Source organism: Sphingobium phenoxybenzoativorans (genome assembly GCF_018286635.1).
Classification (GTDB): Bacteria; Pseudomonadota; Alphaproteobacteria; order Sphingomonadales; family Sphingomonadaceae; genus Sphingobium; species Sphingobium phenoxybenzoativorans.
Genome location: NZ_CP073910.1, coordinates 1,849,052 through 1,876,049, shown reverse-complemented (window position 1 = coordinate 1,876,049; position 26,998 = coordinate 1,849,052). Strand labels below are relative to the sequence as shown.

29 protein-coding genes and 1 tRNA gene are annotated in these 26,998 nt (G+C 62.8%); 18 read left to right on the top strand and 12 right to left on the bottom strand.

The annotated features are described in order from the left end of the window. Positions 1–3: 3 nt before the first annotated feature. From KFK14_RS09080 to KFK14_RS09065, 4 genes are all read left to right on the top strand, one after another. Positions 4–1,056 carry a FecCD family ABC transporter permease gene (locus KFK14_RS09080; protein WP_212610654.1) on the top strand — a complete coding sequence of 351 codons (1,053 nt, stop codon included), beginning with the start codon at positions 4–6 and terminating at the stop codon, positions 1,054–1,056. Next, positions 1,050–1,826, top strand: a complete 777-nt coding sequence (locus tag KFK14_RS09075; RefSeq protein ID WP_212610653.1) for an ABC transporter ATP-binding protein — start codon at positions 1,050–1,052, stop codon at positions 1,824–1,826. Before KFK14_RS09080 ends, KFK14_RS09075 begins: the two co-directional genes overlap by 7 nt. Before the next feature lie 86 nt (positions 1,827–1,912). Next, a complete protein-coding gene (locus KFK14_RS09070) occupies positions 1,913–4,075 on the top strand; it encodes a hypothetical protein (RefSeq protein ID WP_212610652.1) in 2,163 nt (720 codons plus the stop codon). A 155-nt stretch (positions 4,076–4,230) separates the two neighbouring features. Beyond that, positions 4,231–4,506, top strand: a complete 276-nt coding sequence (locus KFK14_RS09065) for an HU family DNA-binding protein (protein WP_070151108.1) — start codon at positions 4,231–4,233, stop codon at positions 4,504–4,506. 183 nt (positions 4,507–4,689) lie between these two features. Here KFK14_RS09065 and KFK14_RS09060 read toward each other — a convergent pair. Beyond that, positions 4,690–4,766, bottom strand: a tRNA-Met gene (locus KFK14_RS09060). 179 nt (positions 4,767–4,945) lie between these two features. Here KFK14_RS09060 and KFK14_RS09055 point away from each other — a divergent pair. After that, complete coding sequence (locus KFK14_RS09055) at positions 4,946–6,175, top strand: NAD(P)/FAD-dependent oxidoreductase (RefSeq protein ID WP_212610651.1); 1,230 nt, start codon at positions 4,946–4,948, stop codon at positions 6,173–6,175. On the opposite strand, the gene KFK14_RS09050 is transcribed toward KFK14_RS09055, so the two are convergent. Together KFK14_RS09050 and KFK14_RS09045 are read right to left on the bottom strand one after the other, a co-directional pair. Further along, complete coding sequence (locus tag KFK14_RS09050; protein WP_212610650.1) at positions 6,172–6,684, bottom strand: 2'-5' RNA ligase family protein; 513 nt, start codon at positions 6,682–6,684, stop codon at positions 6,172–6,174. The two genes, KFK14_RS09055 and KFK14_RS09050, sit on opposite strands and share 4 nt — an antisense overlap. After that, positions 6,681–7,220 carry a peroxiredoxin gene (locus KFK14_RS09045; RefSeq protein ID WP_212610649.1) on the bottom strand — a complete coding sequence of 180 codons (540 nt, stop codon included), beginning with the start codon at positions 7,218–7,220 and terminating at the stop codon, positions 6,681–6,683. Before KFK14_RS09045 ends, KFK14_RS09050 begins: the two co-directional genes overlap by 4 nt. Before the next feature lie 129 nt (positions 7,221–7,349). Between KFK14_RS09045 and KFK14_RS09040 the strand changes: the two genes are divergently transcribed. Next, positions 7,350–7,769 (top strand): sugar transporter, encoded by a 420-nt coding sequence (locus tag KFK14_RS09040; RefSeq protein ID WP_212610648.1) that lies wholly within the window; start codon positions 7,350–7,352, stop codon positions 7,767–7,769. Positions 7,770–7,772: 3 nt separating this feature from the next. On the opposite strand, the gene mltG is transcribed toward KFK14_RS09040, so the two are convergent. The 5 genes from mltG to fabD form a co-directional block, all read right to left on the bottom strand. Beyond that, positions 7,773–8,744 carry an endolytic transglycosylase MltG gene (mltG, locus tag KFK14_RS09035; RefSeq protein ID WP_212610647.1) on the bottom strand — a complete coding sequence of 324 codons (972 nt, stop codon included), beginning with the start codon at positions 8,742–8,744 and terminating at the stop codon, positions 7,773–7,775. Positions 8,745–8,754: 10 nt separating this feature from the next. After that, positions 8,755–10,014, bottom strand: a complete 1,260-nt coding sequence (gene fabF / locus KFK14_RS09030; protein ID WP_070151048.1) for a beta-ketoacyl-ACP synthase II — start codon at positions 10,012–10,014, stop codon at positions 8,755–8,757. A gap of 139 nt (positions 10,015–10,153) precedes the next feature. Continuing rightward, the gene (locus tag KFK14_RS09025) at positions 10,154–10,387 is read right to left on the bottom strand and encodes an acyl carrier protein (RefSeq protein ID WP_006950224.1); all 234 of its coding nucleotides are present in this window, start codon (positions 10,385–10,387) and stop codon (positions 10,154–10,156) included. A gap of 154 nt (positions 10,388–10,541) precedes the next feature. Continuing rightward, positions 10,542–11,282: a 3-oxoacyl-[acyl-carrier-protein] reductase gene (gene fabG, locus KFK14_RS09020; RefSeq protein ID WP_212611103.1), complete on the bottom strand. Its 741-nt coding sequence runs from the start codon at positions 11,280–11,282 to the stop codon at positions 10,542–10,544. A gap of 17 nt (positions 11,283–11,299) precedes the next feature. Beyond that, on the bottom strand, positions 11,300–12,235 hold the full coding sequence (fabD, locus tag KFK14_RS09015) for an ACP S-malonyltransferase (RefSeq protein WP_212610646.1): 936 nt from the start codon (positions 12,233–12,235) through the stop codon (positions 11,300–11,302). 182 nt (positions 12,236–12,417) lie between these two features. Between fabD and KFK14_RS09010 the strand changes: the two genes are divergently transcribed. The 9 genes from KFK14_RS09010 (at position 12,418) to rplI (ending at position 20,724) form a co-directional block, all read left to right on the top strand. Further along, positions 12,418–13,884, top strand: coding sequence for an efflux transporter outer membrane subunit (locus KFK14_RS09010; protein ID WP_212610645.1), 1,467 nt, complete (start codon positions 12,418–12,420; stop codon positions 13,882–13,884). Beyond that, a complete protein-coding gene (locus KFK14_RS09005) occupies positions 13,881–15,371 on the top strand; it encodes an efflux RND transporter periplasmic adaptor subunit (RefSeq protein ID WP_212610644.1) in 1,491 nt (496 codons plus the stop codon). The genes KFK14_RS09010 and KFK14_RS09005 overlap by 4 nt, the downstream gene beginning before the upstream one ends. Beyond that, complete coding sequence (locus KFK14_RS09000; protein ID WP_070151391.1) at positions 15,361–16,062, top strand: ABC transporter ATP-binding protein; 702 nt, start codon at positions 15,361–15,363, stop codon at positions 16,060–16,062. Before KFK14_RS09005 ends, KFK14_RS09000 begins: the two co-directional genes overlap by 11 nt. After that, positions 16,062–17,267: an ABC transporter permease gene (locus KFK14_RS08995; RefSeq protein ID WP_212610643.1), complete on the top strand. Its 1,206-nt coding sequence runs from the start codon at positions 16,062–16,064 to the stop codon at positions 17,265–17,267. Before KFK14_RS09000 ends, KFK14_RS08995 begins: the two co-directional genes overlap by 1 nt. A gap of 92 nt (positions 17,268–17,359) precedes the next feature. Next, positions 17,360–18,748 carry an alkaline phosphatase PhoX gene (locus KFK14_RS08990; protein WP_212610642.1) on the top strand — a complete coding sequence of 463 codons (1,389 nt, stop codon included), beginning with the start codon at positions 17,360–17,362 and terminating at the stop codon, positions 18,746–18,748. A 117-nt stretch (positions 18,749–18,865) separates the two neighbouring features. Then, entirely contained in the window at positions 18,866–19,243 is a 378-nt protein-coding gene (locus KFK14_RS08985) for an RcnB family protein (RefSeq protein WP_212610641.1), read from the top strand. 191 nt (positions 19,244–19,434) lie between these two features. Then, a complete protein-coding gene (gene rpsF, locus KFK14_RS08980; protein ID WP_070151037.1) occupies positions 19,435–19,866 on the top strand; it encodes a 30S ribosomal protein S6 in 432 nt (143 codons plus the stop codon). 14 nt (positions 19,867–19,880) lie between these two features. After that, entirely contained in the window at positions 19,881–20,105 is a 225-nt protein-coding gene (gene rpsR / locus KFK14_RS08975; protein WP_070151035.1) for a 30S ribosomal protein S18, read from the top strand. A 13-nt stretch (positions 20,106–20,118) separates the two neighbouring features. Further along, on the top strand, positions 20,119–20,724 hold the full coding sequence (rplI, locus tag KFK14_RS08970; protein WP_212610640.1) for a 50S ribosomal protein L9: 606 nt from the start codon (positions 20,119–20,121) through the stop codon (positions 20,722–20,724). 71 nt (positions 20,725–20,795) lie between these two features. Here rplI and KFK14_RS08965 read toward each other — a convergent pair whose 3' ends face one another. Then, positions 20,796–21,470 carry a spermidine synthase gene (locus tag KFK14_RS08965; protein WP_212610639.1) on the bottom strand — a complete coding sequence of 225 codons (675 nt, stop codon included), beginning with the start codon at positions 21,468–21,470 and terminating at the stop codon, positions 20,796–20,798. Between the two features lie 143 nt (positions 21,471–21,613). Here KFK14_RS08965 and KFK14_RS08960 point away from each other — a divergent pair, with 143 nt between their 5' ends. Together KFK14_RS08960 and KFK14_RS08955 are read left to right on the top strand one after the other, a co-directional pair. Further along, positions 21,614–22,057 (top strand): 3'-5' exoribonuclease, encoded by a 444-nt coding sequence (locus KFK14_RS08960; protein WP_212610638.1) that lies wholly within the window; start codon positions 21,614–21,616, stop codon positions 22,055–22,057. A 474-nt stretch (positions 22,058–22,531) separates the two neighbouring features. Then, positions 22,532–23,740, top strand: a complete 1,209-nt coding sequence (locus KFK14_RS08955) for a cytochrome P450 (protein WP_212610637.1) — start codon at positions 22,532–22,534, stop codon at positions 23,738–23,740. Here KFK14_RS08955 and KFK14_RS08950 read toward each other — a convergent pair. Together KFK14_RS08950 and KFK14_RS08945 are read right to left on the bottom strand one after the other, a co-directional pair. Further along, positions 23,700–24,221: a GbsR/MarR family transcriptional regulator gene (locus KFK14_RS08950; protein WP_212610636.1), complete on the bottom strand. Its 522-nt coding sequence runs from the start codon at positions 24,219–24,221 to the stop codon at positions 23,700–23,702. The two genes, KFK14_RS08955 and KFK14_RS08950, sit on opposite strands and share 41 nt — an antisense overlap. A gap of 105 nt (positions 24,222–24,326) precedes the next feature. Continuing rightward, entirely contained in the window at positions 24,327–24,692 is a 366-nt protein-coding gene (locus KFK14_RS08945; RefSeq protein WP_070151023.1) for a Rieske (2Fe-2S) protein, read from the bottom strand. A gap of 157 nt (positions 24,693–24,849) precedes the next feature. Here KFK14_RS08945 and KFK14_RS08940 point away from each other — a divergent pair, with 157 nt between their 5' ends. After that, positions 24,850–25,851 (top strand): NADP-dependent oxidoreductase, encoded by a 1,002-nt coding sequence (locus tag KFK14_RS08940; RefSeq protein ID WP_212610635.1) that lies wholly within the window; start codon positions 24,850–24,852, stop codon positions 25,849–25,851. Between the two features lie 22 nt (positions 25,852–25,873). On the opposite strand, the gene KFK14_RS08935 is transcribed toward KFK14_RS08940, so the two are convergent. Then, complete coding sequence (locus tag KFK14_RS08935) at positions 25,874–26,980, bottom strand: acyl-CoA dehydrogenase family protein (protein WP_212610634.1); 1,107 nt, start codon at positions 26,978–26,980, stop codon at positions 25,874–25,876. Between the last annotated feature and the right edge of the window lie 18 nt (positions 26,981–26,998).

The window sequence follows — 26,998 nt, the reverse complement described above, 5'->3', positions numbered from 1 at the left end:
GCCATGACCGGAACCGGCCCGCCGCACAAGACATCGAAGAATGAACGCGCCACGCGGAGGCCCCGCGGCATACCGCGCGCGCTGCTGCTGGGGTTGTTGCTGGCATGCTGCGCGGCGGCGACGCTGCTGTCCATCGGGATCGGGACCGCGCCGCTTTCCTTCTCGCGCATTGCCGCTGCACTGACCGGCGACGGGGACCCCGTGGCGCGGATCATCCTGTTCGATCTGCGCATGCCGCGCGCCTTGTTGGGACTTTCCGTTGGAGCGATGCTGGGTGTTGCCGGTGCCGCCCTGCAAGGATATCTGCGTAATCCCTTGGCCGAACCGTCGGTGGTGGGCGTATCGAACGCCGCGGCCCTGGGCGCAGTGATCGCCCTCTATTTCGGCTTCGCCGCACTGCATCAGGCCATATTGCCGGTGATGGCGGTGATAGGCGCATTCGCCGCCCTGGGCGCGCTGTTCCTGCTTTCCGGCGCTTCGGAAAGCCCGCTTACGCTCATTCTTGCCGGCATTGCCATCGCTACGCTGGCGGGCGCGGGCATCAGCCTTACGCTCAATCTGTCGCCCAATCCCTTCGCCGCCATGGAAATCGCAACCTGGCTCCTGGGATCGCTGGAGGACCGGTCGATCAATCATGTGCTTATAGCCCTGCCCTGTATCGCCGCTGGCGTGGCGCTCCTGCTGTGGAATGGGCGGGCGCTGGACGCGTTGACGCTGGGCGAGGACGGCGCACAGGCGCTGGGCGTCGACCTTGGCCGGATGCGCTTGCGGTTGATGCTGGGAGTCGCATGTGGTGTGGGCGGCGCAGTCGCCGTATCCGGTTCGATAGGCTTTGTCGGCCTGATCGTTCCCCACATCGTCCGTCCGCTGACCGACCGTTCACCCAGCGCGGTGCTCCTGCCCTCCGCGCTGGGCGGCGCGGCGCTGCTGACTTTCGCCGATGTGCTCGTACGCTTGATCCCCACCAACAATGAATTGAAACTGGGCGTCGTCACCGCCTTTCTGGGAGTGCCGGTGTTCCTGATCCATCTGATGCGGGAACGGCGGTTATGGTGAAGATCGCCATAGAAGGCCTCCGGATTTCGCTGGGCAAGCATCCGGCGCTGCGCGGCATCGACGCGTCGCTTGATGGCGGCACGCTGATCGGCATCATTGGTCCCAACGGAGCCGGAAAATCCACCTTGGCGCGGGCCATTCTGGGTCTGGTGAAGCCGGAACAGGGCCGGGTCCTGATCGACGAAGCGGACGCCAGCGCCCTGCCCCGTGCGACCATTGCACGCACCATCGCCCATCTGCCGCAGGGGCAGACATTGCATTGGCCGCTGGACGTGGAGCGGCTGGTCGCCCTTGGCCGCCTGCCTCATCTCGCCCCCTTTTCCCATATTTCCGGCGCGGATCAGGCTGCCATCGACAAGGCAATCGCGCTAACCGACGTGGAAGCGCTCCGTCACCGGACCGCGACCGAATTGTCAGGCGGAGAGCGCGCCCGCGTGCTGCTTGCGCGGGCCCTGGCGGTGGAAGCGCCGGTCCTTATCGCCGACGAACCGCTCGCCTCCCTGGACCCCGGCCATCAGTTGGAGGTTATGGAGTTGCTCCGCGCCCAGGCGATGGGCGGGACTCTGGTCATCGCGGTTCTGCACGACCTGACGCTTGCCGCGCGGTTCTGTGATCGCATCCTTCTTCTCAACAAGGGTGAAATCGCCGCGGACGGCGATCCGTCGGATGTGTTGAACGCAGGCAATCTGGCCACTGTCTATGGCGTCCGGGCATGGCTGGGACAGGCGGATGGCGCGCCGGTGGTGATCCCGTTGAGCAGAAATCCCTGACCGGAGGGAACGGTACGGTTCACGTAGGGTTAATGCATCGCAGCAAGGGTTGACCTCTCCCCTCCAGCCTGTTGACGATCCGCGCCATGAAACTTCGCCCTCTTTTTGCCTGCCTGACGATCGGCCTTCTTGCCGGAAAAGCGTCTGCCGACACCGCGCCGTTCGACCTGGTGGGGCCATCGCTGCAGGTGTCGGTCACGCGCGCTGGCGCGACCCTCCCCATCTCTCAGGTGCCTGACCTGTCGGCGGGCGACCAACTGACGATCAAGGCCGATTTCACCAAGGATCAGTCCGCGCATTATCTACTGGTCGCGGCGTTCCTGCGCGGGGCGACCAATCCGCCGCCAAAGGATTGGGTCTTTGGCGCAGAGACATGGAAGCGCAAAGCCAAGGACAATATGCTGAAGATCACCGTGCCGGAGGGCGCACGGCAGATCGTGCTCTTTCTGGCGCCGGAGACCGGGGGCGATTTTGACGCGCTGGTCAATGCCGTGCGCGGCCGGCCGGGGGAGTTCGTACGGGCGTCGCAGGATCTCAATCAGGCATCGCTTGATCGCTCCCGCCTCGACGCCTTCCTGAACGGCATCCGGCTGCAGGATTCGGAACGCCCGGCGCAACTCGAAACCGTTTCGCCCCTTCTCGCCCGCAGCCTGGCCATCAAGTTCAACGCGGAATGCCTGGAAAAGCCGGCGAACCTTCAGGCCGCCTGCCTGACGCAGGACCGTGAGGCTCTGGTGCTCAGCGACATGCACAGCACCTCCCTTACCGAAGCGCTGACCGGCGCGCCGACCGATCTGGCGCTGCAATTGGCGGCAACGCCCCAGGGCGGCATGGGCTATTACAGCCCCTATATCGGCGCGGTGCGCGATCTGGCCAAGATATTGGGCGCGTTCCGTACCGCCGACTATCAATATATTCCGGCGCTGGCGCTGAGCCGCAATGACGGCATGGCGCTCCTCCTCAACGCCGCGCCGTCCTTCCGCAAGCCGCAATCGGTGCTTGTAACGGCCCTTCCCGCTATCGAGGCCCCGCATGTTCCCCCCTTGCGCGCGGCGATGGGGGAAAGGATCGCATGCCTGACCCGGCCGGACATGGTGCTGCCCGTGGAGGGCGCGCCGTTGATCTACTCGACCCAATATGCGCGCAGCATGACCTTCCGCGTCAAGACGAAGGACGGGAAAACCGTCGATATCCCGGTCACGGCGCGCGCGGACAAAGGCGGCTTCACCATCGACAGCGGGGCGCTCAATCCGCTCGATTTCGATCAAACGGTGGATGGCGTTCTGCACGGCCTTTGGGGCTTCCGGCCTTTCGAGGGGCCAAGCTTTCGCCTTCAAAATCCCGGCGGACAAAGCTGGCGGGCGGCCTCCGGCAATCCCGCCCTCACCGCGGGACGCGCCGCCACTCTCCGCGTTGAAGGGGCGGGCAGCGCCTGCGTCGAACGGGTGGCGATCCGCCAATCGTCTGGCAAGGAGCAGGCGATCGTCTGGAAAGCCACGGACGCCAGCAGCATGGCGGTGGAGGTGCCGCCGCTGGCCGATGCGGGCACCTCCACCTTGCTTATCAAGCAGTTCGGCGTCTCCGCGCCCTCAACCATTGCATTGCAATCCAACGCCCCCCAGCGGCCGGGCGTCACGCTGCTTTCCAAAAGCATACAGTCCAACGGCGCAAACGATGCCATTTCCATAAGTCTGGCGGGCACGGACGGCATTCCGGGTGATGCCGCGCTCAGCTTCTCCATCAAGGCGAACGCGACCACCAAATTCACGGCGAAAGACAGGATCGAAGTCGCCACGGCCGATGGGTCAGCATCAGTGATGCTGGACGGAGGAAAGGGGCTGCGGCTGGAAAATACGCAGATCGCCCACGCCCGGCTCGACCCAGCCAAAGATTTGGGACCATCCGCCTTTGGCCTTCTCCGCTTCCGCCTGGTCCGGGATGACAGCGCCGGAGACTGGCAGCCGCTGGGTAAACTGATTCGGCTTCCCAGCCTGAAGTCTCTGACTTGTCAGGGCGCAGATGGCGGATGCGCGCTTTCGGGGTCCGGCCTTTTCCTGATCGCCAGCCTGTCCGACGATGCCCAGTTCACGCATGCGACCCAAGTCGCGGAGGGCTTTACGGGCAGCAGCATCGAGGCTCCACGGCCCAAAGACGGGCGGCTATATCTGAAGCTTCGCGACGACCCGGATATGCCGGTGACAGCGACAATCCCCGGCCAGCCCGGAAACACGGCCACGCCGGGGGGCTAGGCCGGATAGGAAACGCCCCGGAAAAAGCGCCGCAATGGCTGGAAAAAGCGGCAAAGCGACAGGAATGGACGTCGAAATCGATCATTCCGCGAAATGTTTCTCGACGCGCGCGGCAGCTATTGGCATGGCGCGTCCTGCTAAAAGGAGATTCGCACATGAATACCAACGAACTGGCGGAAGCCGTAGCCGGCGCGCAGGGCATCGCAAAGAGCGACGCCAAGAAGATTGTCGATGGCGTACTGTCGGCAATCAGCGACGCGGCGGTCAAGGGAGAGGAAATCTCTCTGGCCGGATTTGGCAAGTTCAAGGTCAAGGACAGCCCGGCCCGTGAAGGCCGCAATCCTTCGACCGGCGCGACCATTGCGATCGCGGCGTCCAAGAAGCTGGCCTTCACGCCCGCCAAGGCGCTCAAGGACAAGCTGAACGGCTAAACAAATCGCGGCGGCCCGAACCGGTCGAACCGGCATCAGGCGTCGAACACACTTTAAAGGCCGTCCCCAAGGGGGCGGCCTTTTTTGCAGCAGGCGACGCCAGACATGATGCACGCCGGCGCAGCCGCGCAGGAAGGCGCCGCATCCATCCGCCCGCAGGCGAGTATTAAAGCGAGATGGAAATGGTAGCGGAGGAGGGACTTGAACCCCCGACACGCGGATTATGATTCCGCTGCTCTAACCAGCTGAGCTACTCCGCCCCAAGAGGCCACCGGGGACTTCCGCAGAGAAGCAATCTCGGTGAGGCGCGCCCTATACGAAGGCTTTTTGGACTGGTCAACCAGTGGTTTGAACCCAGATCAGCCGACCGCCTCTTGCCATGTCGGGCAAAGCAGGCCAAGGCGCGAAAAAGCGGGAATATATGGAGGGTGTACGGGCAATGAGCTATTATGACGTCCTGATCGTCGGCGCGGGTCATGCGGGCGCACAGGCGGCAATCCAGTTACGCCAGATGGGCTTCGAAGGCAGCGTCGCCATGCTCGGCGACGAGCGCGAAGTCCCGTATGAGCGGCCTCCCCTCTCCAAGGAATATCTTTCGGGCGACAAGACGTTCGAGCGCATATTGATCCGTCCCGTCGCCTTCTGGACCGAGCGCAATATTGAAATGCTGCTCGGCAAGCGCGTGAAGGCCGTCGATCCCGTCGGCAAATTCGTCACGCTGACCGACGATAGCGAAGTAAGCTATGGCAAGATGATCTGGTGCACGGGCGGCACGCCGCGCATGCTGTCCTGCCCCGGAGCGGAAGCCAAGGGCATTCACGGCGTGCGCCGACGCGATGACGTGGACGCCATCATGGCGCGGCTCGATGAGATCAATCAGGTTGTGGTGATCGGCGGCGGCTATATCGGCCTTGAGGCGGCGGCTGTCCTGCGCAAGTTCGACAAGAAGGTGGTGCTGCTGGAGGCGCTCGACCGGGTGCTGGCGCGCGTCGCCGGGGAAGAATTGTCCCGCTTCTACGAGGCGGACCACCGGGCGCATGGCGTCGATCTGCGCCTGCGCGCGATGGTCGAGAAGATCGAGGCGACCGATGGCCATGTCAGCGCCGTCATCCTGGCGGACGGAGAGCGCATTCCCGCCGATCTGGTCATTGTCGGCATCGGCATCATTCCGGAGACCGCCCCGCTGATCGCAGCAGGCGCAACCGGCGGCAATGGCGTCGATGTCGACGCCTATTGCCGCACCAGCCTGCCGGACATTTATGCGGTCGGCGACTGCGCTGCGCACGCCAATGGCTATGCGCGAGGGGCGCAGATTCGCCTTGAATCCGTCCAGAACGCCAATGATCAGGCAAAGGTCGCGGTCCAGCATATCATGGGCCAGGAAACCGAATATGATGCGGTGCCCTGGTTCTGGTCCAACCAATATGATCTGAAGCTGCAGACCGTTGGCCTGTCGACCGGCTTCGATCAGACCATTTTGCGCGGCGACCCGGCCACGCGCAGTTTCTCCGTCCTGTATATGAAGGCCGGGAAGCTGATCGCGCTCGACTGCGTCAATATGGTCAAGGACTATGTTCAGGGCCGCGCCCATGTGATTTCCGGCGCCGTGCTGGATCAGGCGCAACTGGCGGACGCATCACGGCCGCTCAAGGAAGTGGACCTGGCCTAACCCCTGAACGGCATGGCGCGGATCGGCTCCCAGGGGCCGCCCATATAGCGCCATGCCGCCAGTCCGGAAATCACAAGCGGTCGCGGCCGGAAGCTGGCGTTCAGTTCATTGAACACTAGTCTGGCGCGGTCGCTGCTGACCTTATTCTGCACCGTGATGTGGAAGCGCGGCTTCGCCTGATCCTGCGGTGTCAGCAAACCCTGAAACATGTCGGCCAGTTCGGCGCGTATGGCGTCCAGACCCGCGCTCTCGATCCGGAAAGCCACGCCATTTCCCAGGTTGAGCAATCTCGCCAGCCGCGCTTCCGGCGCTTTCCCCCTGCAAATCACGGCCATACGATCCATCAACTCCCTTTGCAGGCCAGGCGGCAGGTGATGGAAAAGGGTGATATGCGCGGGCACCTTGTTGCGCTCGGCAGGAAAATGGGCGCGGCGCAGCGTGTCCGCCCAGGCAAAGTCCGCCGCCCCCATCGTTGCCGTCAGGATGATAGGCGCGGCGTTCCCGATCATGCCCTGGGATGCGCCTTCACCCAGTCCAGAGCGGGTTCCGGCCGCGTTTCCTCATAGGGGTCCTCGTCCGACCCGACATCATTGATGCCCGGCTCCTCGAACCAGGCGACGATCCTGCCGTCATCAACAACCATTGCATAGCGCCAGCTACGGTCGCCAAAGCCAAGATGATTCTTCTTGATCAGCATGCCCATGCGGCGCGTGAAATCGCCCGATCCATCCGGCAACAGCTTTACCTTGGATATACCGAGATGCTTGCCCCACTGATACATGACGAACGCGTCGTTGACCGAGATGCAATAGACCTCATCCACGCCTGCGGCTTTGAAATCCTCGTGAAAGCGCTCAAATGCCGGGCATTGCTCGGTTGAGCAGGTCGGCGTGAACGCGCCAGGCAGCGAGAACACGACATTGCGCTTGCCCCGGAAAAGGTCGCCGGTCTGCACATCCTGCCAGCGGAAGGGATTGGGGCCGCCGACGCTTTCGTCTCGTACGCGGGTCTTCAATGTTACGTCAGGTATCGGACGTCCGATCATACAGGCTCCTTTTTTGGTGGCCGTCACGCAGCGCGAACAGCTTTCATAGCGCCCTATGGCGGGGATGCGGATGTTGGAGTAGGATATGCCTTAATAGGGAGAGGTGGCAACGTACCGGAGAGGTCGATCGTGAAAGTAGCGGGATCCTTCATCGTCATCGGCATCATATTCCTGGCATGGAATCTGATGGGCTGCGCAGCCTATCTGATGCAGGTCACCATGGACCTGTCGGAACTGGCCAAGACCGACCCCTATATGGCCCGCACATTCGCCCAAATGCCGCAATGGGCCTGGTCGGCTTATGCCGTCGCCGTGTGGGGCGCGACCATAGCCACGATCCTGCTGCTGATGAAACGGAGGCTTGCCGTGCCTCTGTACGCGATCTCGCTCGCCGCTGTCGTCATCCAGTTTGGCTATAGCTTTCTGGGCACGGACCTGCTGGCGGTGAAAGGCGTCATGGCGGCCGCTTTTCCGCTTTTCATCTTCATTATGGGTGTGGTCCAGTTGCTCTACGCCCGGTCGCTCGCCAACAAGGGCATCATCAGATAGCGGCTAAAGTTCACCGCGCTGACGCCTGATCTCAAACCATTTGCGTACATTCTCATTATGCTGCTGCAGCGTGTCAGCGAAGATGTGGCCGCCTTTCCCGTCAGCAACGAAATAGAGCGCACGGGTCTGCGCAGGCTGCAGGACCGCCAATATGGACAGCCGCCCGGGATTGGCGATCGGCCCCTTGGGCAGACCGGTCATGGCATAGGTATTATAGTCATTGACCGCCGCGATTTCTGATTTGCGGATGCGCCGCCCAAGCGGCTTGCCCTTGGTGATCGGGTAGATGATCGTCGGATCGGCCTGCAGCATCATGCCGGTGCGCAAGCGGTTTGAATAGACGCCCGCGACCGTCGGCCGTTCGGTAGGAACGCCCGTTTCCTTTTCCACGATGCTGGCGAGGATGATCGCCTGTTCCGGCGTCTTGACGACTGTCGTGGGGCTGCGCTGCGCCCAAAGCTCCGCCAGCGCCTTGGTCATGGCGGCCTGCATGCGCTTGACAAGTGCGGCGCGAGTCTCGCCTTTGTCGAAAGCATAGCTGTCGGGCAGGATGCTGCCCTCTGCCGGTATGGGGATTGATCCGGTGAGTTCCTTCTGCGCCATCAGCCGCTCATGAACCAGGATCGACGGCATGCCCTCCGGTATCGTCACCATCCGGGCGACGGCTTTACCGCCCTGCAATATAGCGAGAATATCGGCGTTGCTCGCCCCTTTAGGGATCAGATATTCACCGGCCTTGATGGGATCGGACGATCCGAACAGCTTGGCGCGCGCCAGAAAGGCATCGGCCGAACGGATGACGCCCGCTTCTTTCAGCGCGACTGCTGCGCTGGTGAGCGTTGCGCCCTCCGCAACAACAAAGGTGCGGTTAGCGGTTGTTGGCCCCTCGCCCGTCCAGCCATGAACGAAGCGGAAAGCAAAAAACGCCGCGATCGCCAGTCCGATGATGAGGATCAGGCAACCGGCGCGCCGCATAGCGTCAGCCTCAGACCGCTTTCATGACGAGGCTGGCGTTCGTGCCGCCAAAGCCGAAGCTGTTGTTCAGAACGGCCTTCACGCTCCGCTGTTTCGCGACATGAGGGACCAGGTCCACCCCGGCGCAATTTTCCGAAGGATTGTCGAGATTGAGGGTCGGCGGAACGATCTGGTCGCGCAGGGCGAGAATGCAGAAGATGCTCTCCACGGCGCCCGCGCCGCCCAGAAGGTGGCCGATGGCCGATTTGGTCGACGACATGGAAAGCCCGCCAATCGCATCGCCGAACAGACGGCGCACAGCGCCCAGCTCCAGTTCGTCACCCAGCGGCGTCGACGTGCCATGCGCGTTGATATAGTCGATGTCCGACAGCGAAAGCCCCGATTTCCGCATCGCCATTTCCATCGAGCGGAACGCGCCGGAGCCTTCAGGATGCGGGGCGGTCACATGATAGGCGTCGCCAGACAGGCCATAGCCGATCACCTCGGCATAGATTTTCGCACCGCGCGCTTTCGCATGCTCATATTCCTCAAGGCATACGACGCCTGCGCCCTCGCCCATGACGAAGCCGTCACGGTCGATGTCATAGGGGCGGCTGCCCTTTTCCGGCGCATCCTTGAACGCGGTGGAAAGCGCGCGCGCCTGAGCGAAGCCAGCGATGCCAATGGGGCAGATCGCGCTTTCCGCGCCGCCCGCAAGCATCACATCGGCGTCATCCATCGCAATCATCCGCGCGGCGTCGCCTATGCTGTGCGCACCGGTCGAGCAGGCTGTGACGACTGCGTGATTGGGGCCCATGAGGCCATATTTGATCGAAACCTGTCCGGAGATGAGATTGATCAGGCGGCCATGGACGAAATGCGGCGATACGCGGCGCGGCCCCTTATGCTCCAGCACCAGCGATTCGCTCTCGATGCCGGGAAGGCCGCCAATGCCCGAACCGATCGAACAGCCCGCGCGATAGCGTTCGGCTTCGCTCATATCGGTAAGGCCGGCGTCTTCCAGCGCCTGTCCGGCGGCGTCGATGCCGTAGATGATGAAGGGATCGACCTGCCGCTGGACCTTATGATCCACGCGCTTGTTGGGGTCGAAACCATATTCGTGGTCGGCGGGCTTTACCTCGCACGCATAGGTGCAGGCATAGTCGGTCGCGTCGAAACGGGTGATAGTTGCAGCACCCGATTTGCTGGCGATGATGTTTTTCCAGGCAGTTTCCACGTCCGCGCCCAGCGGCGTAACCATGCCCAGGCCCGTCACGACCACACGACGCATATTCCCAGCTCCGTCCAACTTTTCCGATAATCTTCAAATGGAAGCGGCTCTCCTTCCGCCGGACGTACCGGGGCCGGAGAGCCGTTTCCCTTATTCCTGGTCCATTCCCACCGGCCGGGCCGGCGGGCGGATCGGCTCCTTACTGCTTGGAGTCGATGTAATCGATGGCGTCCTTGACCGTGCCGATCTTCTCGGCGGCGTCATCAGGAATCTCAACGCCGAATTCCTCTTCGAACGCCATAACCAGCTCAACGATGTCGAGGCTGTCAGCGCCCAGATCGTCGATGAAGCTGGCATCTTCCGTGACCTTTTCGGCCTCGACGCCCAGATGCTCCACGACAATTTTTTTTACGCGATCCGCGGTCTCACTCATGGGTGGTCCTTCTGCTTGGGTAGATGCGGGTATGAATATCCGTTCAGGCACTTGCCCTAGTGCGAAGCTGCGAGGGAGGCAAGAGGCAAGGCATATTGCGGCGCAGCGATCGGCCTGCCGCGAAAACCTGCATCAATCCCCCCCACAAACTGGGTCAGATCATGGCCATTCCGCCATTCACATGCAAGGTCTGACCGGTCACATATCCGGCTTCCTTGCTGGCGAGATAGACGACGGCGGCGCCGATATCCTCTCCCTCACCCAGCGTTCCGGCGGGAATCCGGCCAGTGATCGCGCCCTTCTGCGCGTCGTTCAGCGTATCAGTCATTGCGGACCGGATGAAGCCGGGCGCAACGCAATTGACGGTGATATTGCGGCTGGCCAATTCCTGTCCCAGCGCCTTCGACATGCCGATAATTCCGGCCTTCGACGCGGCGTAGTTCGCCTGTCCGGGATTGCCGGTCACTCCCACGACCGATGTGATCGAGATGATGCGGCCGAAACGCGCCTTCATCATTGGCTTGGCGGCGGCGCGGGCAAGGCGGAAGGCGGCCTCCAGATTGACCGAAATGACATCGGCCCATTCCTCGTCCTTCATGCGCATGATGAGGTTATCGCGCGTGATCCCGGCATTATTGACCAGGATATCGAGCTTCCCGCCCAGCGCCTCGACGGCCTGCGGAACAAGCGCGTCGACGGCCGCCGCGTCCGAAAGGTTGCATGGCAGGATAACGTGATCACCGGAAAACTGCGCCGCAAAATCCCTGAGCTTCGCTTCATTGCTGCCGGAAAAGGCAAGGCGCGCGCCTTGCCCCGCCAGCGCCTTCGCAATGGCCGAGCCGATACCGCCCGAAGCGCCGGTCACCAGTGCAGTCATCCCGCTGAGATCGAACATGGTCATGTCTTTTCCTTTCAGAGCGCGCCGAGCGCCGCTTCGATATCGTCCATCGTGACAATACTGGTCACTGTTGCGTCCGGGGCGATGCGCTTGACCATCGGTCCAAGCACCTTGCCACCCACTTCCACGAAATCGGTGACGCCCGCGGCGAACATCGCGGCGACGGACTCGCGCCAGCGCACGCGGCCAGTGACCTGCTCCACAAGGCGTTGCCGGATGTCATCCGGCGCGGCGATCGGCGCGGCCAGCACATTGGCATAGACCGGGACCAGCGGCGCACGGATATCCGCCTCGCCAAGCGCGTCAGCCATCGCGTCGGCCGCAGGCTGCATCAGCGGGCAGTGGAAGGGCGCGGACACCGGCAGCAGCACGCCGCGCTTGATGCTATGATCCTTCACCATCGCTACCGCGCGCTCAACGGCGCCGCGATGGCCGGAGATCACGACCTGGGTCGGATCATTGTCGTTGGCGACAGCGCACACCTCGCCCTCCGCCGCTGCATCGGCCAGAGCCTGCGCCTTATCGATATCTGCGCCGAGCAGTGCGGCCATGGCCCCCTCGCCCACCGGCACGGCGGCCTGCATCGCCCTGCCGCGTAGCTTCAACAGACGCGCCGTAGTCGACAGGTCGATCGCACCGGCGGCGCACAGCGCGGTATATTCGCCAAGCGAGTGGCCAGCGACAAAATCCGCCTTCTCGGAAAGCCGCAGCCCGCCTTCTTTCTCCATCACCTTCAGCGTGGCCAACGCATTGGCCATGATCGCAGGCTGGGCATTTTCGGTCAGGGTCAGATCGGCGTCCGGTCCCTCGACCATGATGCGGAACAGATTCTGCGACAGCGCGTCATCGACTTCCTGAAACAGCTCTTTTGCAGCCGGGCTGGCTTCGGCCAGCGCCTTGCCCATACCGACCGATTGGCTCCCCTGACCGGGAAACAGGAATGCCCTCATGGCGAAACCCTCTCGAAAAGCGCGATTTCCAGCGCATTACATGGTTGATACACTTTGAGACAGAAAAGCCGTTGAGCCTCCGCCCCAATTTCGGCAGGACCTAGACAGGCATTCAGCCGCGCGCAAGTTCCCCCTGCGCATGTTGATGCAAGTCCTGATCAAGACAGGAGCCTCGATCCAAAGTGCGTTATCCCGCTACATTGATATTGGGAGCGGCCACCGTCCTTTCCGCCTGCGCGGCGGGGCCGGACTATCGCGCACCGCAAACGGCTTCGCTTGGGGTGCCTGCTACTTATTATGGCGAGGCGGCGGGAGCCAAGCCCGCGCCGAGCCCCGCGCCGAGCGATGCCGATCTGGCGCAATGGTGGACCCGGCTGAACGATCCTACGCTCGATGGCCTCATACAGAAGGCCGTCGCCAATAATCTGGACATTGCACAGGCGCAGGCCAGACTCCGGCAAGCGCGCGAGGCGCTGGTGCAGGCCAATGCCGCCTTCTTCCCACAGATCAACGCCTCTGGCAGCGCGGGCAAGAATTACCGCAGCGGCACAAGCGGCTTCCAGCTCGACAGCAATGGCAATGTGATCGGTTCTTCCGCCAACCGGTGGAGCAGCGCCTATTCGGCGGGCGCCGACGCAAGCTGGGAAGTCGATCTGTTCGGCGGCATCCGGCGCTCCTCCGAAGCGGCGCGTGCCGACTATACAGCCAGCGGCTTCGACCTCGCCAGTACGAGAACAGCCATTATTTCCGAGCTGGTGTCCAACTATGTGCAAGCGCGACTGGGCCAGGAGCAGTTGCGCATCGCAAAGGAAACCCTCGCCAACCAACAGGATAATTATGACATCGCCCGCTGGCGGCTGCAGGCTGGCCTTGTCTCCTCGCTGGATCAGGAACAGGCCCGCGCACAACTGGCGCAGACGACCGCGACCGTCCCTCAGATTGAAAACAGCGTGAGGGCAGCCCTTAATCGCATTGCCGTGCTGACCGGTGAAGCGCCGGGCGAAGCGACGCGCGCGCTGGAACAGGCAAAGCCCATCCCCGCCGCGCAGAATGATATCGCCATAGGCATTCCTGCCGATACGTTGCGCCAGCGGCCGGACGTAAGGGCCGCCGAACGCACTCTGGCCGCCGCCACCGCGCGGATCGGCGTGGCGCAGGCGGCGCTCTACCCCTCGCTCAGCATCAGCGGGAATATCGGCACCAGCGCCACGGCTTTCCGCGACCTGACCGATATCGTGACGGGCGGCGTATTCGGCCGGATCGCGCAAACGATCTTCGACGGCGGCCGCCTGCGCGCGCAGGTGCGTTCACAAAGGGCGGCCACCGACGCCGCCTTCGCCGCCTATAAGAGCACGGTGCTGACTTCGCTGGAAGATGTGGAAAATGGCATGGCGGCGCTCAGCGCTGCGCAACAACGCGCGGAGCAGTTCGCCATCGCCTATGAAGCGTCGAACAACAGCGCCATTCTGGCCCGCAGCCAATATCAGGCGGGGCTTACCGATTTCCAGACGCTGCTCACCGCAGAGCAGACGCTCCTTTCCGCGCGCAACAGCCTGGCTGGCGCACAATCAGATCAGGTTCTGGCCGTCTCGCAGCTTTACAGCGCGCTTGGCGGCGGATGGCAGACTATGGATGGACGGCCGCAATGACCGACGAGACGACCCCCGGCAACAGCGACAATCTGGACGACTTCCTTGGCGTTCAGCCAGCAAAGCCCTGGCGCAAATGGGTCATCCGTGGCGCAATCGGTCTTGCCCTGTTGATCCTGATCCTGCTGCTTGGCCGCTGCTTCTCCGGCAGCGACGAGCCGAATTACTCAACACGCACCGTCCGCACGGGCGACCTGACCGTCACCGTATCCGCCACCGGCAACCTGAAGCCGGTCAATCAGGTCGATGTGGGATCGGAACAATCGGGCAAGATCACGCAGGTCTTTGTCGATGTGAACGACCGCGTGACCAAAGGACAGAAGCTGGCCGAACTGGACACAAGGCGCCTGGTGGACTCAATCGCCCAGAACCGGTCTCAGGTGGCGGCGGCCAGAGCCGGCGTCGCCCAGGCCCAGGCCCAGGCCGCCCTCGCCAAGGCGACGCTGGACCGGCAGGAGTCGGTCTACAAGCTTTCCGGCGGCCGCGTGCCCGCCAAGACGGAACTCGACAGCGCCCGCGCGACCTATGAGCAGGCGATTGCGTCCGTGCAATCCGCCCGCGCGCAGGTGGAGGTCGCCAACGCCCAGCTTTCCACCGCCCAGACCAACCTGTCGATCGCGCAGATCGTCTCGCCCGTGAATGGCGTGGTCCTGTCCCGCGATATCGAGCCGGGTCAGACCGTTGCCGCCTCCCTCAACGCGCCTGTGCTGTTCACGCTCGCCGAGGACCTGACGCGCATGGAGGTGGAGGTCTCGGTTGATGAGGCCGATGTCGGGCAGGTGAAGGACGGCCAGTCGGCCACCTTCACAGTCGACGCATTTCCAGGGCAGAATTTCCCGGCGCATATCACGCGGGTCAATGTCGGCTCCAATAGCGCCTCGACGTCCTCCTCATCATCCTCAACCGCAACCAGCACCAGCACAGGCACCGTGGTCGCCTATACCGCAGTGCTGGCCGTGGATAATCCTGACGAGATTCTGCGGCCGGGCATGACGGCGACTGCCTCCATCGTCACAAAACGGCTTCAAAATGCGCTGCTCGTCCCCAACGCGGCCCTGCGGTTCAACCCTTCGGCCGGTTCGGGCAAGGGCGGCGGCATCACCAGCCAGATCGTGCCTGGCCCCCGCCGCTTCGGCAATCGCGCGACCCGGTCAGTCACTTTCGGCGCCGGCAGCAGCCAGACGGTCTATGTCGTGGATGAGGATGGAAAGCCGAAAGCGATCCAGGTGGTCATTGGCGACAGCGACGGCGCCCGCACCGCGATTGTCAGCGGCGGCCTGAAAGAAGGCATGAAGGTCATCACCGGTCAACTCGCCGCGGGTCAGGAACAACCGGAGGAGCGCGATGACGGCGGATCCGGTAAGGGTGGCCAAGGCAAGGGTAGCGATCGCCAGGACGACCGGCAACAGGGACCGGCCCCTGCGGCGGCCAGCGACAGGCGCGACGCCCACCAGCAAGCGCCGGCAGCGGCCAGCAATGCCCACTGATCCGATCATCAGCCTGCGCGGCGTGACCAAGGTCTATGGCAGCGGACCGACAGCGTTTCAGGCGTTGAAGGGCGTCGACCTCGACATTGCGCGGGGGGATTTTGTCGCGGTCATGGGGCCTTCGGGATCGGGCAAGTCGACGACGATGAACATATTAGGCTGCCTGGACGTACCCAGCGCCGGAAGCTTCCTGTTCAAGGGGCATCATGTCGAAACGCTCGACCGCGACCAGCGGGCGTTACTGCGGCGCAAATATCTCGGCTTCGTATTTCAGGGGTTCAATCTCCTCTCCCGCACCACGGCATTGGAAAATGTCGAGCTGCCGCTGCTGTATCGGGGTGAGGACAGGAAAACCCGGCAGGAACAGGGTATGGCGGCGCTGGATAAAGTCGGCCTGAAGCCCTGGTGGGACCATACGCCTGCGGAATTGTCGGGCGGCCAGCAACAGCGCGTGGCGATCGCGCGCGCCATCGTCACCCAACCTGACGTGCTTCTGGCCGACGAACCCACAGGCAATCTCGATTCCGAACGCTCGGTCGAGATCATGGAGCTGTTGACCGACCTCAACAAGAATAGCGGCATCACCGTGCTGATGGTGACGCATGAGCCGGAAATGGCGGCGTTCGCCAGGACCATCGTCACGTTCAAGGATGGACTGGTCGAGGGCATCAGGAAGGGTGAGGGCAACTGATGCTGGGCACCACCATCACCCTCGCCTTCCGGGCGATCATGCGCCACAAGCTGCGTTCCTTCCTTACGACGCTGGGCATCATCATCGGCGTGGCCGCCGTGGTGACAATGGTCACGCTGGGCAATGGCGCGACGGCCGCCGTGCGCGAGCAGATATCCTCGCTGGGCGCGAATATCCTCCAGCTCCGGCCGGGCCAGGGGTTCGGCAGGGGTGGCGGCGGCCCGCGCCCGCCCAACTTCAAGCCGCAGGATGTGACCGCCATAGAGAATCAGTTGACCGGCGTCCGCGCCGTCGCCCCGCAGGCGCAGACTAGCGCCACGGCGATCTACGAAGGCAGCAACTGGTCAACAACCGTTAACGGCACAACCGCCGCCTTTTTCGAGGCGCAGCAGTGGAAGCTCGACTCCGGCCGCCTGTTTATGCCGGAGGAGGAGGAAGCAGGCAAAGCCGTGTGCATCATCGGCAATACAGTGCGGCAGAACCTGTTCCGGAACATGAACCCGGTGGGTAAGCAGTTCCGGATCAAGGGCGTTTCCTGCCAGGTTATCGGCGTGCTCACAACGCGCGGCCAGGGCGGCTTTCAGGATCAGGACGATACCGTCGTCATGCCGATCAAGTTCGTGCAGCGCCGTTTCACCGGCGACCGCGACATCAGCATGATCCTGGTGGCGGTCGACGACGCCTATGAGACATCGGCGGTGCAGGCCAGCCTGGAACAATTGATGCGGGAGCGCCGGAAGATAAAGGAAGGCGATCAGGATAATTTCAACGTGTTCGACACCAAGCAGATATCCGACACGCTGACGGGCACGACGACCATCCTGACGCAGATCGTGGCGGCGGTGGCGGCGATTTCCCTGCTGGTCGGCGGCATCGGCATCATGAACATCATGCTGGTGTCGGTAACGGAGCGCACGCGGGAGATAGGCATACGCCTCGCCATTGGCGCAGTGGCCAGCGAGGTGCTGATGCAGTTTCTGGTCGAGGCGATTGTCCTGTCCTGCCTTGGTGGGCTGATTGGCCTGTTCCTCGCCCTTATCGCGTCGATCGCCATCGCGCCGCTGATGCAGGTGCCCTTCATCTTCGACGTCAGGGTCAATTTGATCGCCTTCCTGTTTTCGGCGGCGATCGGCGTCGTGTTCGGCTATTTCCCGGCGCGCCGGGCGGCGGCGCTCAACCCCATCGATGCGCTGCGCCACGAATAACGATGTAACATTGGCGTAGCGGAAAAGTCATGAGGACGTAGCCAAGCTGCATCATTGGGCCGGTTCATGATCCAGCCGATGATGATGCGCCGATGACCATCAGCCGCCGACAATTCGCCATGGGCGGCGCGAGTCTGGCCGCCTTTGCCGGCCTATCCCGCTTCGCCAGCGTAGCCGCCGCGACCAGCTATCATAATCAGGTGCCGGGCTACGGACCGCTGCGTGACGACCCGGCCGGGCTGATCGACCTGCCCCACGGCTTTTCCTATCGCGTCATTTCCAGCGCCGGGGATATGATGGACGACGGGCTGACGGTGCCCTGCTGCCACGACGGGATGGGCTGCTTTGCCCTTGATGCCGACCGGGTCGTGCTGGTGCGCAATCACGAGTTATTGCCCGACCAGCGCGCACGCGGCGCGAAGGGCCTGATTTCCCTTGCTTATGACCGGTATGCGGACGGCGGCGCCCTGCCGGGCGGAACAAGCAATATCGTCTATAATCTGCGCAGCGGGCGGGTCGAGCGGCAGCATCTGAGCCTCGCGGGCACCATCCGCAACTGCTCCGGCGGCGTCATGCCCTGGGGTAGCTGGCTGTCCTGCGAGGAGATACTGACCCGCGCAGGCGAGGATGGGATCGCCAGGGACCATGGTCTGGCGTTCGAGGTGCCCGCAAACGCAAGGGGCCTGGTCGAACCAGCGCCAATCCACGCGCTCGGCCGCTTCAACCATGAAGGCGCGGTCATCGATCCGCGTACCGGCATTCTCTATCTGACGGAGGACGAGAAGGACTCGCTCTTTTATCGCTTCCTGCCCGACCGGCCGGGCGCTCTACATCAGGGTGGGCGGCTGCAGGCGCTGGGCTTTATCGAACAGCCCGAGGGCGGCGACAGCCGGAACTGGAAACGGCGCGACATGGCGGTCGGCGATATGCGCCTTACCCGCTGGATTGACCTGCACGGTGTCGATAATCCCCATAACGACCTCAAGAACCGCGGCCACGCCGATGGCGCGGCGATCTTTGCACGCGGCGAAGGCATATATTTCGGCGACGGGCAGGTGCATTTCATGTGCACCTCCGGCGGCGCAGCCGGACTGGGCCAGATATTCCGCTACATCCCCTCCCCGTTCGAAGGACAGGCGCGCGAGAAGGACGAACCCGGCCGCCTGAGCCTGTTCGTCGAGTCCGACGACCGGCAGGTGCTGAACTATGGCGACAATATCACCGTCGCGCCCTGGGGCCATCTGATCATCTGCGAGGACAACAAGACGCCGTTTGCGGACAATATGTTGCGAGGCGTGACGCAGGGCGGCAGGGTCTACACGCTCGGCAGGATAAGGGGCGGCACGGAGCCGACCGGCGCATGCTTCTCCCCCGATGGCCGGGTGCTTTTCCTCAATATCTACGCTCCGGGCAAAACGCTGGCGGTATCTGGCCCCTGGGAGAGGGTCGTGCAGGCGGGTTCGCCAGATTTCGCGGCCTGAACACCGTTACACTTTTCGACAATTCCCCAGCCTCTTTGGCACAGTCCCGCGACAGTTGCCGCCTATCTCCATGATCAGACGCCGACCGAAAGGCGCCTTTGAACAAGGAGCAAAGCCATGAAGTCCTTTTTGATCAAGCTGGCCACTGGCGCCATGATCACTGCCACCGTGTTGAGCCCGCTGGCCGAAGCGCAAGCGGCCCAACCCCGCCGCGTTGTGCACGAGACAGTACGCGAAGGGCCGCGCGGCAATGTCAGCGTTCACCGCACGACCGTCGTCCGCAAGGATTACCGCAACGATTATCGTAGCTGGCGCAAGGGCGAGCGGTTCGACCGCCGCTATGCCAGCGGTTACACGGTGATCAACAATCCGCGCGCCTATCGCCTCTATAATGCGCCGCGCGGCTATCATTGGGTGCGGTCGGGGAATGACGCGGTGCTGGTGGCGATCGCCAGCGGCATCATCGGCGCGGTTATCGGAAACGCCCTGCGCTGATTGGTCCACCGGCAATGCCATGCGCCTCCGGGATTATCCCCGGAGGCGCTTGCATTTGGAGGCAAGATCAGCCATAGGCGCGCCTTCGCGCACGGCGGGGAGACTTGCCGGACGTGAAAATATGAGACGATAGCCGGAGGGGCGTTCGCATCGGGCGGCGTCAGCGATCGGCCAAGATGAAGGAAAGCAGCATGGCTCTGTACGAGCACGTGTTCCTTGCGCGCCAGGATCTGGCACAGGCGCAGGTGGACGCGCTGGCGGAAACCGCCACCAAGATCATCGAAGATAACAACGGCAAGGTCACCAAGACCGAGACCTGGGGCCTGCGCAGCCTAGCGTACAAGATCGCCAAGAATCGCAAGGCGCACTATGTGATGCTCAACATCGACGCGCCCGCAGGCGTCGTCGCTGAGCTGGAACGCCAGACCCAGATCAACGAAGACATCATCCGCTACATGACCGTAAAGGTCGACGAGCTGGAAACCGGCCCGTCCGCCATGATGCGCAAGCAGGAACGCAGCGAGCGTGGCGACCGCGGAGATCGTGGCGACCGCGGCCCGCGCGGCCCGCGCGAAGATCGTGGCGATCGCCCCCGCCGCGACCGTGACGAAATCGGCGAATAAGGAGTAGAGAGACAATGGCACGCCCCTTTTTCCGCCGCCGCAAGAGCTGCCCCTTCGCCGCGAAGGATGCGCCCAAGATCGACTATAAGGACGTTCGTCTGCTCCAGGGCTTCGTGTCCGAGCGTGGCAAGATCGTTCCCAGCCGCATCACCGCCGTCAGCACCAAGAAGCAACGCGAACTCGCTCAGGCGATCAAGCGCGCCCGGCATCTCGGCCTGCTGCCCTACATCGTGAAGTGAGGGAGTAGACCCCATGGAAATCATTCTGCTCGAAAGGATCGAGAAGCTCGGCGCCATTGGCGACATCGTGACCGTCAAGGACGGTTACGCCCGCAACTTCCTGCTCCCCAACAAGAAGGCCCTCCGGTCGAACAACGCCAACAAGAAGGTGTTCGAGGCCAACCGGGCGAAGATCGAAGCCGACAATGCTGCCCGCCGTTCCGACGCCGAAGCAGCGGCCAAGGGCGTCGATGGCAAGCAGGTCGTACTGATCCGCCAGTCGTCCAACGCCGGCGCGCTTTACGGCTCCGTTTCGGTTCGCGACATCATCGAAGCGCTTGACGCCGAAGGCATCAAGATCGTGACCAAGGCGATGATCGTGCTGGAGCGCCCGATCAAGACTCTCGGCCTGTTCGACGTCAAGGTCGCGCTGCACCCGGAAGTCGCCGTCACCATCCAGGTGAACGTCGCGCGGTCGCCGGAAGAAGCCGAGTTGCAGAAGGACGGCGTGGACGTGATGGCCAGCCTGTTCGAAAAGGACGAGTCGGGCTTCACCGAGGATTATGATCCCAACGCCGAGCCAGGCGAGATCGCCTCTGCCCGCGCCGACGAGGAAGAAGGTTCGGAAGAGGAAGCCTGAGCGCTTCATCGACCATAAAAGAATTGAGGCCGTCCGGGAAACCGGGCGGCCTTTTTCTTTGCCATATCCCTCTATCGCCGCTTCGTGCCGAACCAGATGACGTGACGCGGACCTTTGCCATTGCTGCGCGCGCGGACGCCGACTTTCTCGACGGCCAGACCCGCATTTGCGAGACGCCGCGCAAAGGCGTTGTCGGGCGCGGCCGACCAGATCGCCAGCACGCCGCCCGGCCTTAGCGCCGCTATGGCAGCCGAAAGCCCCTGCGCCGAATAAAGCCGGTCATTGCCCTGCCGCGTCAGGCCATCCGGGCCATTGTCGACATCCAGCAGAATCGCGTCATAGATCGCACGCCCGGCCGCGATCACTTCCGCCACGTCATCCTGAACGATGCGGACGCGGGGATCATCGAGGCAGCCTGCGGCCAGTTCCGCCATCGGTCCCCGCGCCCATTGGAGGATTTCGGGGACCAGCTCCGCTACCGTGACTTGCGCTCCGCCGTCCAATCTGGCGAGCGCGGCGCGCAGGGTGAAGCCCATGCCATATCCGCCGATCAGCCAATGGGTCGCCTTGCGCCCCGCCAGCCGGTCAAAGGTCATGTCGGCCAGCGCCTCCTCCGACCCGCTCATCCGGCTGCTCATCAACTCGTTGCGGTCGAGCACGATCATGAAGTCCCTGCCCCGCCGGTAGAGTCTCAATTCCTCTCCGCCGGGGACCTGGGCCGATCCAATCAATTCACGGGGTTGCATGACGGCGGGACTTTCATTGAAGGAATGGGACGCAAGGCTGCTAGCGCCTCGAAGGACATCGCCAAAGCAATTTAGGCGCGTCGATCCCGGCACCGGGCGATGAAGGGTTTACGGTCGCGGCGGGCGTCTCCATAGCGGCGGGCATGCGATATTTCCTTGATACAGAGTTTAACGGTTTTGGCGGCGAACTGATCAGCCTGGCTCTGGTGCCCGAATATGGCGACCAGGAATTCTACACCTCGCTTCCCCTGCCCAACAAAATCCATAGCTGGGTCGAGCGGAACGTCATCCCCTATCTGCGGTTCGTGCCCCCCGGCGTCGACCACCAGCTAAGCCGGGTGGAAGCAGCGCAATATATCGAGACCTATCTGGCCAATGATCCCGACCCGGTGATCGTCGCGGACTGGCCGGACGATCTGGGCTATTTCTGTCACCTTCTGGTCATGAGCCCGGCCAATATGATCACGATCAACGGCCTGCGGCTGGAGTTGATCAATGCGGCCGGGTTCAGCGCATCTGTGAACAGCAAGACGCCGCATAACGCCCTGCATGATGCGCGGGCGCTCAAGGATTTCTGCCTGAGCTGACCTCAATCCGGGGAAAGCCGGGATCGTGAAGGCGACTCCGAGCCGGTGCAAAGGCATGCAATCCCCCAACAGGCCAGTGGACACCCAAGACGCCCCCGGAGCAGCATGATCCTCCTAAGTTGCGGAAGTTGCGGGTTGCCCTCGTATCCGGGCCGGCTGCCGCAAAGCTCCCTGCCCGGCCGCCCCTCTCTCATTTCCAAATTTCAGTAAAATCATGCCATTAGAGGCAGTTTCAAGACTATTTATGGTGGATATTTTCACCATATTCACCCCAATATCGCTTTAATCGACGCACCGTAACATATGCGGGCCATGGTAGGACATGCATGCCTTTCCATGCATTTAGCGTCATGCAAAATCCGGTCAGCAATTCGATAATGCATGCAATCCCGATATTCCCGCTGGACTTGTTGGATCATTTTGTTTAGTCATGACTGAACAATATTGCCGGTTCGCGGTGGAGAGAGGATCAGGATGTTGAACCAAGTCGCCGTCAGCGCCGCAATTCCCGATCATGTCCCGGACAGGCTAGTGATCGATTTCGACATGGCGCGATGCGACCGGCCGGATGGCGACATTCACCGTTACTGGAAGGAAAACGCGCAGGACGGCCGCCCTGCGATTTTCTGGACGCCGCGGCATGGCGGTCATTGGGTCGTCACCCGCCTGGAGGACCTGATCGCCATCCAGGCGGACAGCGCGCATTTTTCCAATGCGGAGTTCGTCATCCCGCGCGGCGTTGTTCCGCGCCTGATCCCGCTGCAGCTCGATCCGCCCGAACATACGCCATACCGCCGCCTGATGATGCCGTTCTTCATACCCCGCGCGCTGGCCGAGATCGAGGCGAAGGCGCGGGCGGTGGCGATCGACCTTATCGAAGGGGTGAAGCCGCAGGGCGGCTGCGAGTTTGTGAAGGATTTCGCAGGAACCATGCCGATCATCGCATTCCTGACGATGATGCGGTTGCCGGAAGATGATCTGGAAATGCTGCGCAGTCACGCCGTACTGGCGTCAAAACCCCATTATCCGGGCAGCGCGGAAGCGTGGGAGGCGCTGTCCAGCTATATCCGCCACTGGATCGCCGAGCGACGGGTCCGGCCGGGCGACGACCCACTGAGCGCGACGATCCACGGCCGGGTTGGGGATGCCCCCCTTTCGGATGAGGATGTGTTCAGCATGTGCCTGCTGCTGCTGACCGGCGGCCTTGATACGGTGGCGTCCATGATGGCGTTCATCGCGCATTTTCTGGCCACCCATCCCGACCACCGCCGCCAGTTGCGCGATCAGCCGGACTTGATCCCCAACGCCGTCCAGGAACTGGCAAGGCGGTTTGGGATCAGCAATATCGCCCGGATCGTGAAACAGGATGTCGCCTATGGCGGCGTCACTTTCCGCAAGGATGACATGGTGTTGCTGCCCATGGCGCTTGGCGGGTTGGACGACTATGCGACGGAACGTCCGCTCGATGTCGATTTCGCCCGCGCCTCGCCGCGCCATACCGCCTGGGGTACGGGCATTCATGCCTGTCCGGGCCGCGTGCTGTCTCAGCGAGAGATTGCGATATTCCTGCAGGAATGGCTGACCCGCATTCCTGAATTCACGCTCGATCCAGACAATCCGCCCGTCTTTACGACCAGCCTCATCAACTCCTGCGAGTCCCTGCCCCTGCGCTGGGCGGTGTGATGGGATCGCCGGCGGCCATCTCATCGCGAAATGCCCGGAGATGCTTCACCCATTTTTCGTAGAAAATCTCGATGGCCTGCATTTTCCCCAGGATTTCGGGCGACAGGTCCTGGCCTCCGGTCCTCATTTCAGCGCTGGCGGCCCGGATCATATCCAAAGCCGTCTCGGTTCTCTGAAGATGATATTCCGCCGTCCGCGCGCCCGCATTCGGCGCGGCGCGGAAATAATGGCCGCGAGCGCCCTCCACCTCGACCCGTTCGATCGTGCCCAGTTCCTCCAACAGTCGCGTGTTCGTGCTGATTGAGCCGCGGCTTACGCCCAGTTCCCGCTCCAGCGCGCCGAAGCTGATGGGACCGTCACTGACATAAAGGAGGGCCGCGATGCGTCCGGCAATGGCGGGAAGATAGTCACGGGCCGCAACGTCCCCGAAGGTCTGGATATAGCGGTCGCGCGCCTGACCCGATGTTTCGTTCGCATTCATCCATCTTTATTGTCGCCATGGCTCCACACACGCAACCGCCATATGCGTTATGCCCCTTTCGGTAGGGGATCTGCCCGTGTGAGCGGGAGCCTTGGTGGATATGGCCTAGACCAGCGCCTTGACCGGCAGATGCTCCATGCCGGGCGCTTCATCGGGCACAGCGACCTCTATCCAGCCATCCTCCGTTTCCCGCCAGGGGAAGATTTTCAACGGCTTGTAATTGACGCCACCAAGGCATTCCCCGCTATCCAGCTTGAACCGCGCGCCGTGCAGCGGGCACATGACTGATCCCCGGCGGACGCGGCCGGCCGGCGCCAGTTCGGCGGCGGCATGGGTGCAGCGATTGATGATCGCGTGGATCGTCCCTTCCTCGCGGCACAGAAATACCGGCCAGCGATTGACGATGAAGGGCAGCATCGCCTTCTCCTCGACAGCCGAAGCTTCGATAACCCTGTGATATGTCTCGCTCATAGCCTGCTACGCAATCCGCCTTCCATTCTTGTCATCGCTGTGGCCGCCAGCGCCGCTGTCCACAATTGATGCTTCTCATAGCTGTCTTGGCGCGCCGGACCAACCATGGTGGAATCAAGACAACCCATGACGACCACAAGAGGATGAACCTTTGGGCATGAACCGTTTCTGGCAGCTTACTGCCTATCCGCAGGGGACCGATTTCGCTTCCGGCATCACTTTGCAGGAGGAGGCGATGCCGGAGATTGGCGAGAACCAGCTTCTCGTCGAGAATCTGTGGCTTTCCCTCGATGCGGGTACGCGGATGTGGCTGACCCCGCGCACGGACAGTTACATGGACCCCACGCCGCTGGGCAGCAAGATCATCGGTTTCGTCCTCAGCCGGGTCGTTCAGTCGCGCCATGCGGGGTTCAAGGAGGGCGACATCGTGCGCGCCTATGGCCAATGGGCGGACTATTCCGTGCTCTATCCCGACATGGGCGACATCTGGGTGGTCGAGGACATAGGCGACATGCGGCAGCATTTCGCCGTGCTCGGCCCGAACGGATGGACCGCCTATGTCGGCCTGACCGAATATGGGAAGGTGCGGCCGGGCGAAACCGTGCTGGTATCCGCCGCCGCCGGCGCGACCGGCCTGCTGGCGGCGCAGTTCGCCAAGGCGATGGGATGCCGGGTCATCGGCATTGCGGGCGGACCGGACAAGGCGGCGCTGCTCACCGGAACATGGGGGCTGGACGCGGCGATTGATTATAAGGCGCAGGATGTGGGGGGCGCGCTGGCGCAGATCGCGCCGGGCGGGATCGACTGCTATTTCGATTGCGTGGGCGGGCCGATCCTGGACGCTGTGCTGCCGAACATGGCGATGAACGGGCGGGTGGCGGTCTGCGGCCTCATTTCCACCTATGACAAGGAGGAGCGCGAAGGACCGCGCAATTTCGACCTGATCCTGATGAAGCGGTTGACCATTGCGGGCTTCTTCTCACCCGATTTCTATTTCCGGGGCGGAGAGATCAACCGGCTGACCCGGCCCTGGCTGGAGGCTGGAAAGGTCGGCATGGCGTTCGACACGACCCAGGGGCTGGAAAATACGCTGACCGCCTATGGCAAGCTGTTTTCCGGCGGCAATGTCGGCAAGGTGATGGTGAAGCTGACGGATTGAGAGGCTATGGCCGGACCGGGCGTTATGCCCGGCCGGTCAGCGCGAGATAGCGGCGCTGTTCCCAATCGCTGTCGCCGAACAGGGAGGTCAGCATCAGCACACGCTTGAATGCTTGCCCGACCATCAATTCCTCGGTGGTGCCGATGCCGCCATGCAATTGCACCGCATCCTCGCCCAGCGACAGGGCGTTGGCGCTGATATAGGATTTGGCCCCAGCTATGGCCGCTTCGCGGGCGGGATCGGATGCGTCGAGCGCGGCGGCGCGATAAAGCTGCGACCGGGCAAGCTCCAGCCGGGCGTAATTGTCGGCCATGCGGTGCTGGATCGCCTGGAAATGGCCGATCGGTTGCCCGAATTGCTGGCGCGTCTTCACATAGTCCAGGGTGGCGTCGAACATCATCCCCATCAGGCCGACAAGTTCGGCGCAAACGGCAAGACGCCCGTCGCCCAGCGTCGCCGCAATAGCCGCCATGTCCCCGGCCATCGGCTCGGCCCTCACATGTACGAAGCTGATGTCGCTGGCGACGGACCCATCGGAAAGGCGATAGTCCCGGCGGCGCAGGCCCTCCGCATCGCCGCGCACGAGATAAAGCGCGACATTGCCCGATGCATCGACTGCGGAGACCAGCAATATCTGGGCGAAAGCGCCGCCCAGAACGACATGTTTCGCGCCATTCAGGATCACCCCGCCGCCGCCATTGGTCATGACGCGCACCGTCACCCGGTCCTGATTGAAACGCGCGCTGTGCTCGCCATGCGCGAATGCCGCCGAAATCTCGCCAGAGATCAGGCGCGGGAGCCATTCGGCTTTCTGTTCCTCTGTGCCCGCCCGTTCCAGCAGTCCGCCGCCAAGGATGACGACCGGCAACAGCGGCTCGACCGCGACCGCCCGGCCCATCGCCTCCATGATGGTGATCAGTTCGACGCCGCCGCCGCCAAATCCGCCCAGCTCCTCGCCAAAGGGAAAGGCGAGAACGCCCATGTCGGCGAGGGTGGCCCATCCTGCCGGATCGAAGCCCGAAGGTTCGCGGACATAGGCCAGGCGGCGGACCGGATCATAACGATCGCCGGCGAACTTCTCGATCAGATCGCGCAGCAGCCCCTGCTCTTCGCTGAGATCGAAATTCAACTTCCTGTTCCCCTCACA